General features: G+C 46.8%; 9 protein-coding genes. 5 read left to right on the top strand and 4 right to left on the bottom strand.

The window, feature by feature from the left end; translation table 11 throughout:
• The first annotated feature begins 4 nt into the window (after positions 1–4).
• Genes M8998_RS04995 through soxC form a run of 5 tightly spaced genes read left to right on the top strand, consistent with a single transcriptional unit; the run spans position 5 to position 6223 of the window.
• The gene (locus tag M8998_RS04995) at positions 5–1351 is read left to right on the top strand and encodes a RagB/SusD family nutrient uptake outer membrane protein (RefSeq protein ID WP_249991027.1); all 1347 of its coding nucleotides are present in this window, start codon (positions 5–7) and stop codon (positions 1349–1351) included.
• A 1-nt stretch (position 1352) separates the two neighbouring features.
• On the top strand, positions 1353–2696 hold the full coding sequence (locus M8998_RS04990) for a hypothetical protein (RefSeq protein ID WP_249991026.1): 1344 nt from the start codon (positions 1353–1355) through the stop codon (positions 2694–2696).
• A 17-nt stretch (positions 2697–2713) separates the two neighbouring features.
• Positions 2714–4333 (top strand): hypothetical protein, encoded by a 1620-nt coding sequence (locus M8998_RS04985; RefSeq protein ID WP_249991025.1) that lies wholly within the window; start codon positions 2714–2716, stop codon positions 4331–4333.
• Complete coding sequence (locus tag M8998_RS04980; protein ID WP_249991024.1) at positions 4320–4934, top strand: c-type cytochrome; 615 nt, start codon at positions 4320–4322, stop codon at positions 4932–4934. Before M8998_RS04985 ends, M8998_RS04980 begins: the two co-directional genes overlap by 14 nt.
• 32 nt (positions 4935–4966) lie before the next feature.
• Entirely contained in the window at positions 4967–6223 is a 1257-nt protein-coding gene (soxC, locus tag M8998_RS04975) for a sulfite dehydrogenase (RefSeq protein ID WP_249991023.1), read from the top strand.
• Positions 6224–6378: 155 nt separating this feature from the next.
• Here soxC and M8998_RS04970 read toward each other — a convergent pair whose 3' ends face one another.
• From M8998_RS04970 to M8998_RS04955, 4 genes are all read right to left on the bottom strand, one after another.
• Positions 6379–9312, bottom strand: a complete 2934-nt coding sequence (locus tag M8998_RS04970; protein WP_249991022.1) for a PAS domain S-box protein — start codon at positions 9310–9312, stop codon at positions 6379–6381.
• Positions 9313–9623: 311 nt separating this feature from the next.
• The gene (locus M8998_RS04965) at positions 9624–10223 is read right to left on the bottom strand and encodes an RNA polymerase sigma factor (protein ID WP_249991021.1); all 600 of its coding nucleotides are present in this window, start codon (positions 10221–10223) and stop codon (positions 9624–9626) included.
• Positions 10224–10424: 201 nt separating this feature from the next.
• The gene (locus tag M8998_RS04960; protein ID WP_249991020.1) at positions 10425–11255 is read right to left on the bottom strand and encodes a hypothetical protein; all 831 of its coding nucleotides are present in this window, start codon (positions 11253–11255) and stop codon (positions 10425–10427) included.
• An 18-nt stretch (positions 11256–11273) separates the two neighbouring features.
• Complete coding sequence (locus M8998_RS04955; RefSeq protein WP_249991019.1) at positions 11274–12965, bottom strand: RagB/SusD family nutrient uptake outer membrane protein; 1692 nt, start codon at positions 12963–12965, stop codon at positions 11274–11276.
• Position 12966: the final 1 nt, after the last annotated feature.

The following is a 12966-nucleotide window of genomic DNA, read 5'->3' as shown; positions in this document are numbered from 1 at the left end:
CGTCATGAAGAAATATGTGTACTTCCTTTATATACTATTATTGTCGAGCTGCTCGTCTTTTCTGGAGGTCGATCCCAGAGCGTCTATTTCCGGAGAAAACATTATTCACGATGCTACCTCCGCGCAGGCGGCTATCAATGGAGCATATGCTGGATTACGGAGTTATTATAGCCTGAATTACCAATCGATTGCCTACCTCTCGGGCGACAACGTGCAATGGACTGGGTCACAATCGCTGGTGCAGGAATTTATTAACCATCGTGTTAATCCGGAAAATGCCACGCTGGCGGTGACTTGGATTGATATCTATAAAACCATCAATCGAGCCAATCATGTGATCAAAGCACTGCGTGAATTGTCGGGAGATGCGATCCCGGAATCAGTGAAAAATTCTATACTCGGACAGGCTTATGGCATCCGCGCGTTGGCCTATTTCGACCTTATTCGCGTCTGGGGCGGTGTCCCTCTAATCACGGAGCCAACACAAAACGTAGGCGAAAACCTGGGTATCGCGCGAAGTACAAGAGAGGAGACCTATGCCTTAGTGCTGGCAGATTTAAATCAGGCGGAAGCGTTGCTTCCCGAGACGACTAATCGTTTCATCTTGACCAAGAAGACCATCTGGGGATTGAAAGCACGCTACCACTTGTATCGGGAAGAATGGGCACAAGCAGCTTCGTTCGCTAGCTTATTGATCGCCGATCAGGCGAATTACGATTTGCTCAATCCGTACTTTACCTTTTTTAAAGAGAATGTGGCCGGCACCCGCGAATCTGTTTTAGAACTCTTTTATAGCGTGAATGAGCCTAATCCGCATCGCGGACAGTGGCAGCCGCAAACTAACGGTGGCACGCGGCAATGGGCGCCGAGCGAAGCGTTGATCGGTCTACTAACCAACGCCACAACCGCCGGAGCCCGAAGTGAGTTGATTGCCAGAGATAATCAGAATCGCTGGTACGGCAATCTCTATTATCGCAGCACCGCTGCCGATCCCACCTACCTGATACGCATCGCAGAACTTTACCTGATTCGTGCGGAAGCCTCCGCGCATCTGGGCGAATACAGCCAGGCTTTGGCCGACCTCAATCGTATCCGCGAACGCGCGTTGCTTGCGCCCCGTTCGGCCAGTAGCGAGCCGAACACCCTGCTGCGCTGGATAGAAGACGAGCGCCGGTTAGAGTTCGCGTTCGAAGCTCACCGCTGGTTTGATTTGGTGCGCACCCGCCGAGCTGCAGCCGTGTTGGGTGTCACGGAAGCGTTTCGTCTGGTACTTCCGATTCCATTTAATCAAATCCTAGCCGATCCGGTATTGGAACAAAACCCAGGTTATTCATCTCCACAAAATCCTTAATATGTCTATAGATCACGATATCCCTTGGGGCAAAAAGTTTTTACTTCGCGTAGCGATACTATTTATCGGGGTAGTCAGCATTCCGTTGCAGGCCGATTTTTATACCATCCTGTTTACGATCAGTTGGGCTAATTTAATCCCAGATCTGTTCAATTTGCTGACCTTTCTGCCGCATTACTTCGGGGCATTGAGTAGCCTTTATGACTGGCTACTGCTACTAGCCATCGCAGCGGTTGGCGCATTGGTATGGTTGCGTTTGGAAAACGGCAGCAGTCTGCAACGGGAGTTTTGGTATTTCTACTACCTGCGAGTTTTTGCCCGGTTCAAACTGGCGGCGATTCTCTTTGTAGCTGGTTTTATCAAGTTGTTTCCTTTATTCGCGCCGGATCTATCCTTAAGTCATTTAAATACGGCCTATGGACAGTTTGAAGACTGGAAGCATTTGTTGCTAAGTCTTTCTGCAGCGCCCGCGTACTTAGTGTTTTTAGGGATTGTAGAACTGTTGGGCGCCAGCTTGCTGTTGTTCCGCCGCACCGCGTTTCTGGGCGTGGTGTTTATCATTCCTTTTTACGGCAATGCATTTCTGGCGGATCTGGCCTATCAAGGGCCGACTTACTTTGCATCAGCGTATGTAGTGCTATTAACGGTGCCGATCTTTCTATACGACGTAAATCGCCTAGCTTCCTTGGTCGTTCATCTCCGTACAACGCTTCCCGCCGTGACGTACGATGCATGGAGCAGGGTCTCCTGGTCGAGTGGGCGCTGGGTATTCAAGCTGTTGTTTGCCATTATTTTCATTGGTTTCGTGGGGGTACGAGCCTATCAGATTCATCAACAGCCTTTCGCTTCGTTGCATTATCCAGAGGAAGCTGGTCTGCCCGACATTCAGGGCAAATATGTGGTGGATCGCTTCGTCTGGAATGGCGATACGATTCCTTATTCACCTACCGATACGCTACGCTGGAAAGATGTGGTGTTTGAGAAATGGAACACGCTGAGTGTGCGTTTAGAAAATGCACATATTGTTTCCGACACGTCCGCAGGCTTATTTCAACGGGTGGCAGACGGGCGCGATTATGAATTCACCCATGTGGGTGATCGTTTATACTATCGGTATACGACGGCACAGGGTAATAGTAGTATTCGTCTTCATAATCCGAATACGTATTATAAGCATCAAGGATATACGCTACAGGTCGATCGCCCGGATTTGACGCATGTAAACTTGTCCGGGGTAAGTCATCAGGGGGATTCCCTGCAGGTCGCTTTGCGCAAAACCGATAAAAAGTACTTGCTCGAGGAAATTAAGAAGCAAGGGCGACGCAGTTTAGGGTACAAGTTATAAACGAAAAACGAATAGAAATGTCCGTAGAACATTCCACCACTTCAGCCTACACGGCCACGCATTGGCCCACCTGGCAACTGATCGCCTTTCGGATTAGTTTTGTTTTCTTTGTCATTATCGCCATTCCCAACAATCCTTTATGGTATCAGCACGTGTTGGCAATCGACTGGACCAATTTGGACTATCGGGATCTGTATGATATCTGTCGCTTTGGTTCGGGGGTCAATTGGTTTGGCCGTACCACTTTCGGTTATCGGCTAGAGGGCTATAGTATTTGGGTAAATACCTTCGGGTTTGCCGTGCTGGCTGGCTTGCTGTGGACGGCCAGCACGCGGGTGTTTAAATCGCGCCGTACCGCATACAATACCTTGTTTTATTGGCTTAACGTGATTGTGCGATATCGTGCCGGATTAGGCATTATAGGCTTTGGTTTCACCAAGGTATTTCCCGTGCAGATGCCTTATCCATCCTTAGGTATTCTGGATACAGACTATGGCGACATCACCGCGCAGAAGATATTCTGGCTTTCATTTGGTATCGTTCCCTGGTATCAGGTATTTGCTGGTATATTGGAAGTGTCTGCAGGAACGATGCTACTCTTTCGTAAGACCGTGCCCATTGGTGCCGCTTTGTTAGTCGGCGCACTGGGTGCCATTGTGGTGGTGAACTTCGCCTATGATGGCGGCGTACATGTGTACAGTACCTACTTCGTTCTGTTAAGCTTATTTCTGTTGGTTCCTTATTATGTGCCGTTTTACCGACTTTTTGTACAAGAGATTCCGGCTAGGGTCTGGTTGTTTTATCCCGATTTTGGACGTGTGGCGAATATTTCGCGACATGGAATTAGGGCGGTACTGCTCTTCGTCTTTTTAGGCGTTTTCTTCTACCTACAATACATCGACTTCCGTTACGATCCTTACAAACAACCTTCCTCTGCAGGTGTGCCGGAGCTTCGTGGACATTACCAGGTGACTACTTTTCGATTAAATGGGGCAACACACCCATTCGATCCCAACGATAGCATTCGCTGGCAATCAGTCGCCTTTGAAAAGTGGTCGACCTTAACGTATACCGTGAATCGCCCCTTGCAGCTTGATCTGTCGAATGGGGGCGGAGACCCAAAAAGAGATGTCAACCGGACGTTTGAGCTGTCCGGCGTAGCTGGCGGCCGCCGGGCATTTCATTATTATGCCGATACCCAAAATCAGACCCTCTACCTGGAGGACAAGTATAAGCTCATTCCTGATCAACGAAATATAACCGCCGGCGATGGGGGAGATGGAGGCGTACGCAATTACTTGCAGGAGTCTGGCTTGGATGCGGATGGCCTGCCCGAGTTGTCGGCTGCCGAATGGATTCCCGAATCTGTTCGACCGAAATTTGCGCAAGAAGTGAATGATGTGCACCCTCGTGCACGCACGACACGTCGCATTCGGGAGTTTGCCCGTGCCGATACGCTGGCCGAGCAGGAAGTGCGTCGCCGTTTTGTGGTGCGCTACACCGCGCAGCAGCAGGGGGGGCGGGTCATCTTGGAGGGGATAGATGAGAATCGGGATTCCCTGTACGTGGTGTTGGATCGGGTAGACAAGCATGTTAAACTCAGACCTGGAAAATTGGTAGCGGGTGAATACGATTAGCAAAACAAAAGCAGCGTGTATAGTAGTGTTGTTTGGCTGGCTGGTTGCCTGCATGGCTCCGCAACGGCCAGATCTGGCAGAATCTGAAGATCCCATCAGCGTGTCTTGGTCCGACGGTCTGAACAAATATGAAACCACCTGGCCTGATCAATTTAAATTAGGACGACCCGCGTCTGCCGATTTTATTGCCCGCTGGGATATCGACGTCAGACCGGATGGTAAAGGTCTACCCGTCGGCATAGGTACGCCGCGCGAAGGTGCGCAAGTATACGCGCAAAAATGTGCGTCTTGTCATGGAGCAAATGGCTATGAAGGTCCGGAGGATAAGTTGGTCACGGATGGTACAGCTACGAATACAATTGGCAATTATTGGCCGTATGCGACGACCATATTCGACTATGTGCGGCGGGCCATGCCCTTTGATCAGCCCGGCTCGTTGACTGATCAGGAGGTGTATGATATAACCGCCTACCTGCTGGCGTTGAATGGCATTATTGATCAAGACAGTCAGATCGATCAAAAGACATTACCACAGGTGGAGATGCCAGCCAGGAAAAAGTATGTGTTGGATGATCGGCGCGGGGGCAAAGAAATCAAATAATCATAGTGAAGTCAGTTTAAGAAAACATAAGTATGGAGAAGCACGAGATGCGCAGCATGTATAGATCAGTCCTGCTATTGGTAGGCGCGATGGTATTGCTTATCGCGGTGGGGATCGGGTTGATTTATCAACAAAGTTTTGGTAATAGAATCGTTGAACCGGATTTTGACTCCAAAATTGTGGTCGACCCGAGTAAGTCGCAGGGTGCCCCGTCCTCCGAAAATGGTTGGCGATCTCCTTTCGAGCGCCCTACGAAGTCTGCGTCGTACGCCTCTGCTTCACGGACACCTTTGCAGGATTTGCAGGGAACGATTACACCCTCAGACCTTCACTTTGAACGGCACCACGCCGGTGTGCCGGAAATCGATCCGGAGCAACATGAGTTATTGATTCATGGTTTGCTGGAGAAGCCTATACGCTTAACGCTAGCTGACTTAAAGAAATATCCGTCGGTTTCCCGGATTTGCTTTATCGAATGTTCCGGGAATTTCCGCTATGGAAAGCGGGAAATGACGCCACAGGAAGTGTGTGGATTAACGAGCCAGAGCGAGTGGACGGGCGTACTGCTATCGACTGTACTACGCGATTTGGGCGTAAAACCCGCAGCGAAATGGCTTTTGGCGGAAGGAGCAGATGGGGCACTGATGGCGAGGAGTGTGCCGCTGGAAGAAGCATTGACCGAAGCCATCATTGCGTATGGTCAAAATGGCGAAGCCATACGCCCGCAGCAAGGATATCCGATGCGCTTGGTGATTCCCGGGTTTGAAGGCAATACCCAGATCAAATGGCTACGAAGAATCGAAGTAACGGACCAGCCGGTCATGACCAGGGAGGAGACTTCTAAATATACCGAGAAGGTGAAAGGAGGGAAGATCAGGATGTTCAGCCTGGTCATGGATGCCCGCTCCATTATTACCTACCCGTCTTACCCGAAGGTGATTGATAAAGGCTGGCAGGAATTGCGGGGTATTGCCTGGAGTGGTCGGGGAAAGGTGAGTCGTGTGCTGATCAGTGTAGATAATGGAAAAACCTGGGAAGATGCACACCTGCAAGGCCCCGTGTTGGAAAAAGCGCATACGGCTTTTCGCTTTATGTGGAACTGGGATGGTAAGCCCACTCGTGTATTGAGCAAAGCCATTGATGAGACGGGTTATGAGCAGCCGACTTATAATCAACTGGTCGCGGCGCGGGAGTCCAAAGGCGGCTATCACTTTAACCCTGTGGTAGGATGGGATGTAGAGCAGAATGGCAACGTCTTCCTAGCAGACGTGAAGGATATCGAACCTTAAGGCGACTAAGCAAAGCATCATTCATTATGCTTCAGCTAAAATAGTGTTTCCGAATAATTTAAACATCCTCTTCTGTAAAGCTTTATGCATGCTTTGAGGTTGGTTTTTGTCTACTCTAATCAGACGATTTCTAAAGATGGTAGCTTCCGTTCAATTTAATCTATTGGCGTTAATGGAAGAGATATCCAGAAAGAAGCTCCTTGTCCAATTGTACTAGATACGCCTATCTCTCCTCCATGTAGCCCCATGATTTCGCGGGATATATAAAGGCCTATGCCAAATCCAGAAATTAGCGGTGAATTCGCACCATGAATCCTGAAAAACTTATCAAATAATCTAGTCTGATTTTCGTCTGAAATGCCAGGACCTTCATCGCTTACCCGTATTGTTAGCGCGGTTTCGTCGGTATCTGCCGCTAATGTTACCTTGGTATTTGATGGGGTGTATTTTACTGCATTATTTACAAAATTAATAATCACCTGTTCCACTTTTTCTCTATCAGCAAACACTTCTAAGGATTTATTTGAAATATCAAGTACAAATTTGTGGCTTCTAATTGTGTCACAAAATGTTCCATAGAGTTCTTCAAGCACGCCATACATATTAAACTTTGTTCGGTTCAAACGAAGATTACCATCTTCAATATGGGAAATATTTAAAAATCCATCAATTAGCGTACGCATTCTATACGTTTGGTGCTCTGCACTTTTTACAATAGCAGCTATGCGATCGGTAGACAATGAGGCACTTTTGTGTTGTAGAATCTGCAGGTATCCGGTTAATGCAGTAAGCGGTGAACGAAGTTCGTGTGAGGCAATGCCTAAAAAGTCAGTTTTACGCTTTTCATCAACTTTTTGAGCAGTTATATCGATAATTAACCCGTAAAACATGCTGGGGTCGGTATAACCAGCACTATTTCCTACAAATCTCAACCATTTTGTATCTCCTGATTTTGTGTTGAGTATTTGGAAGCTTTCATCGTAAAGAATCCCACTATTTATGGCTTCGTGTATTCCATTTTTTAGAAGTGGAATATATTTGCCTAATACATTTTCTAAAGTTTCGGATTTCTTTGGCTTTCCATTATCAGTGAATCCAAAGAGGAGTTGTGAATGATTGTTGAACTGTATTTCATTGGTGTCCAAATCAAATGTATAGGTGCCAACTTTTGCGGAGTCTAAGACTAACTGTAGTTTGCGTTCTTTCTGAGCGACTATTTTGTGAAAAGCGTCGGTTTTATCTTTGATAGCTACGGCCTGTGTGATATCAAGCACTATTCCAGAAAAATAAATCGGTTCATCATGCTCGCTGAAATAGGCTTTTCCTTTGGCATGAATCCAGGTAGGTTCTTCTCTATTTTCGTGTATAATACGGAAAGTAATGTCATAGTCTTCCTTGAGTTCTGGAGATAATGCACGCGTAATAGCTTTTTCGACACGTGGTCTATCTGAAGGATGCATGTGTTGAAGAACGTGTTCAAATTCAACTACATCCAATAAAGAGAACCCATATAATTCTTTTGTACGGTTGTCCCAATGAACTTTAGAACTTCTAACGTCCAACCGCCAAGTGCCTATTTTCGCCGAAGTTATTGCTTGGTTTAAGCGTTCTTCGTTCTCTACAATTTGATCATTGGCTACTTTAAGAGATTCGATTAAATTTTGTGTGGTATATTGGGAGGAGAGTAGCATTTCGTTAGTGACTTGATACTCCTCATTTATCGCCATAAGCTCTTCATTGGTGGTAGCCAACTCTTCGTTGACAAGTTGAAGTTGCTCGTCGCGGTTTTGTAAATCTTCGATCATTTTGACCTCTGCGGATCTATCTCGCACCGTTCCTATAAAATTAATAGGGCGAGATGCACTATCAAAATACACCTTTCCGGTGGCATGTACGTGACGAATTACACTATCCATCGCACCAATAGTACGATAGAAGATATCAAAATTACCTGATGATTTACCTTCTTCGTAGGCTAGCTCGATAGCACTTAAAACCCGGGTTTTATCTTCTGGATGAAGGCCATTAACAAAATCTGACGAATACGAAACTTCTTTCATAACAGGAACACCAAACAGCTCCTTGCAGCGCTCATCCCAGACCAGTTTGTCGTTAGCTACATCAAGGTGAAATGTTCCCAGACCACCAGATATTTTTGCTAATCGTAACTGATTATATGATAATTCCAATGCTGCTTTCGCCTCACGTTGGGCAGTGACTTCCGTGGCAGCGATTAACACACAATCTACCGCTCCTGACTTATCAAATATTGGCTGATAAGCAACATTATGATAATATGTATTAGGGTCGTCTGCAAAGTATGTTTCGACTTCGCTACGAACAAAATGTTCTTTGTTAGTTACAATTTTAGATATTAACTTCGATAATAACTCGCTTTTTTCCCTGGATAATACGTCAATAAATCGCTTTCCAATGGCTTGTTCATCGGCATGTATAAGTTTTAGAAAATGCCTGTTTGCATACTGAATGTTTTGTGTTTTTACATCAATTACACCTAATCCCAGTGATGCATTTTGTATTATTTGGCGTAATTGATTTTCTGAAGATTCGATCTGATCGTATGAATTTTCGAGCTTTTGTACTGTTTCACCTAACTCTTCCATAGTAGAGTGCAGTTCTTCATTGCTAGCTCTGAGTTCTTCATTAATAGCAGCTTCGCTGGCTTCACGTTCGAGCACTGTTTTCCAGGCGAGCATGCGGTCCGAAACTTCGGTTGCTGTATGCAACACTGCGATAGTTTTGCCTTGATTATCTTGAAGTGCGCGATATTCAAAATCAAAGTAATGAGTCTTAAGCTCACCATCTATTAAAATGTTAGCGGGCGTCTCCTTTGCAGTATAAGTTGTACCAGATAACCAGACATTTCGTAGCAGCGCATCGAAACCTTGTCTAACATGTTCAGGAAATACATCACCAAAATTTCTTCCTACGAGATTGTCTTTACGATTCCAGATCTCTAGCATTTGTGCATTTACAAATGCAATGTTGAGATCTTTACTGTCATATATTGCTACTGCGTGAGGTAAATGGAAAAATACTTCGACGATTCCCGTTAAGGTGATGTTCATTTGAGGTAGATATAGTCTGTAAAGATAATCTTAAAAACACTTACAAAAAATAGCTGTGCATATAGTTGGGAATAATGATATTAATAAATTGCAATTTTAGAGTTTATCGAATGGTAGTATTGATCTATCAGTACCTTCGTGACATTAAATCTTCTGCTGAGACGCTGCTTTTTCCTTAAATACCCTACTAGCATATCATTAATTTCCTACAGAGATTGCCGATATGCAGGATGGTATAGAGCCTTACTCTTTCATCCAGCTATGCATACAGCACAGCGATCGCATTTACCACTGGCGTCCTATAGAAATCGTTATCCAATAAAAAAGCCTTCTGCTGCAACAATTGGCAATAAAAAAATATAGTGCATGGAAAGGTTCTTCTGTTCGAATACTTTTTTCAGTGCGGCAATGGCTTTGGAGCGGGCGAAATACACGGTGCTTGCACTAGTCTGCAACTCATCGCATATCTCTTGCGTATTGCGTCCTTCCATCATCGCTAGCTGAAATACCTTGGCTTGCTGTTTAGGTAGTTTTTTGATCTCAAGAACGATAAGCTCTATCAGTTCGTTGTAAATAATCTTTTTAAGAATGTCGCTATCGGAAGCCACTAGATCCTCGAGAAAAGTCTCCTCGTGGGCATATTTATTTCTGCTCTCCTTCAGGTGGTCCAAACATGCATTTCGGGTAATCAGGTATAGAAAGGATTTTATGCTGTATGCCTCGTGGAAATGGGTGCGTCGATCCCATAGTTTCACGAATGAGTCGGAAACAATTTCTGCGCTAGCTTCCTTATGTCCGATCATTTTGAAGGCAAAAAACTGCAGCGCAGCGGCATACTCATCCATAAAGAAACACAGTGATGTTTCTTTGCCTTGTTGCAAATCAACAATCTGTTTGTCAAACTTGTCCATACCGGTAGATGGTTTATAGCAGGTTTATACTACATAGGTTTATACCCAAATCTACTGTAAATTGTATACAATTAAAAGTGCTTTTGCTGATTTTTTTACATCTAAGCACGCGTATTGGAAACGGCTTTTTCTTGCATCTGGAAAGAAAAACGCCTGGTCTTTCGGCCAGGCGTCTTAATATGTAGCGTTGGTGCGCGTTGCTTATTCTGCGCGGAATACCCAAAACCAGGCGGTACCCCATGCACCGGCGCCTGGCTCGGCATAGGATAGCACCATTTCCGTATCATTGATGAGCAGGATATCGTACTCGTATACGGGTGCGTTCCCTTCGTTAGGTGATATTCCGCAAAGAACGGTAACTCCTTTGGTGGTTAATTTACCTTTGGCCCAAACGGTACCATCGTCGAGCGTTACTTTTTTGGTCATATCAAAAGAGAAGGAGCCAACTTCCGTTTGTCCGTTCGATTTGATTTTGGAGAGCCTGGCACCGCGCAAGGCAAATTCCATTTTTGCGCCTGTTCCTTCTCCAGCAGCCTGCCCATTAATATCAGCTTCTCTCAAGGTCCACCACGCGGGAGCATTGTTGCCCATGTAGCCACCATTGCCCCAAACTGCCGGTTTACTGTTGTCCCAAACCCAGTTTTTCTCGGCTCCGCCGGTGAGCATGCCCCATTCCAGTGGAACGGGAAAAGTTAATTCATCCACCGTGACTTGCAGCGACTTGGTAATCTTGCTGCCATCAGGATTCAAGCCGGTGAAAATGATCTCATTGTCGCCAGTAGATACCAGCAACACCGTATCGGTCTTGCGCTGTGTAAGCCCCACGCCATAGTCCCAGGACGAAAGTACCGGACTTTTGTTGTCTAACACGACCTTGTTGCTTTTCTTACCGTCGACAACGACGGGAGTAGCAGTGAGTTGTAATTGTTCGGCGCTAATGGCCGATCCCAAATCCATTCTGTCTTCAATTGCCTCACAACCTGCCATGAGCAGGGGAAGACAAATACAGAGGGTATACCATAATTTTTTCATAATGTGTTTTCTAAAAGATTACCAACCTGGAAATTCATGTGTAGACTCGCCCCAACCTTTGTTTTGCGTAAGCACGCCATTGGAGAGTGCGATCTGCGAGGTAGGAATAGGCCAGAAGCCACCTGTAGCCTCATAACGTGCCCGGTATCCGCCTCCAAAACCGCGCATTTGCGTATCGATTCCTTTGTTGCGGATGGATACACCTTCTTGGCGGCCGAGCGATGTGCCTGCTTCTTGCCAGCGCATCAAATCGAAATAGCGCAATCCTTCAAACGAAAGCTCCCACCGGCGCTCGCGTTTGAGGGCCGCTAGTGAGTAGCCTATAGGAGCCAGATTGGCGCGCGCACGTACCCGGTTCAGGTTGGTGTTGCTTTCGGAAAGCTCTGCGTGCATCAAAAGCACATCTGCAAAGCGAATCAATACCAGATCCTGTGTATGGGCCAATTGGTATTCCGCGGCTGCGGCATCGGCCAAGATCGCGTAGGAAGGGATTAGCCTGCCGCCATCGTAGGCCGTGATGGCGATATATTTCTTCTGCCAAAAGCCGGTTTCTTCCATTTGATTGTCGGCGCCGAAGATATAGCTATCTACATCGGTCGCTACATTGATAATTGATCCCGCGCGGCGTACATCGGTAGGCTCGGCCTGGCGCCACTCATTCCACAGACTAGTATTGACCGGACCGGCACCCCAGCCCTGTCCGAAAGGGAAGGTGCCTGCCTGCCCATTATTGGAACGCAGGCTGAAATGCAGGTTAAGCTGATTGGAATAACCCAACATATATTGATCACCCCAGTCGACCAGCGTACCAAATTTGACCGCGAATACGGTTTCTCTGTTGCCATCGCCAGCATAACTCAGGTTATTGTCCTGGGCGTACGGGTAATCCTTCTTGGTAAACTCGTTGGAGTAAGGCCATAGGTTCCGGAAATCGGCTACCAAATCGTGTCCGCTGTTGGCAATACATTCTTCCAATCCCTGCTGCACCTGAGCTTTGGTGATGCTGCCGCCGGAGGCCAGAGGTAGCTCGCTTTTGTTGTAATAGCCGGTGTAGAACAAGTATACTCGTGCCAGCAGCGCTTGCGCAGCCCATTTCGTGGCATGACCCGAAGCTACGCTGGTATAGGGATTCGCAGGCATCAGGCTGATTGCTTTTTGAAGATCGTCGGCAATGAGTGCGTACGTTTCATCGGCCGGAGCCTTGGGCAGGTTGGTCACGTCGGTGCTACTGACCAAGGGTACCTCGCCAAAAAGTTGAGATAGCTCAAAGTAATAGAGCGCCCGGAGGAAGTACACTTCGCCCAGCACTTGGTTTTTCTGTGCGTCGTTGGCCCAGCCAGAGACCTGATCCAATGTCTCCAGCGCGGTATTCGCGCGAAAAATACCTTGGTAGCGCGCGGTCCAGAAGGTCAAAAAGCGATCGGGTTGCGTATTCATGAGGTGATCGAGTCCTTGCATGTCGCGGTCATTTTCACCTCCGCCACCAAAGCGATCGTCGGAGGCCAGCTCGGCCATATAGAAATGGGAGTGCTGTACATTGGAGATGGCGGCATTCAGGCTGGAATAGATACCCACGAGCATGCTATTGGCGTCGGCCACGGTAACGGGAAAGTTTCCGGTATTCTTTTTATCGTAGCTTTCTGTATCCAGAAACTTGTCGCAGGAGCTCAATAGTCCTAAAGCGAGTACGATGAGTAGGGTCTTTTTCATG

Source organism: Sphingobacterium sp. lm-10 (assembly GCF_023554555.1).
In the GTDB taxonomy this organism is placed as follows: Bacteria; Bacteroidota; Bacteroidia; order Sphingobacteriales; family Sphingobacteriaceae; genus Sphingobacterium.
Note: the sequence above shows the minus strand (reverse complement) of the source record. Positions and strands in the feature narration are given on the sequence as shown.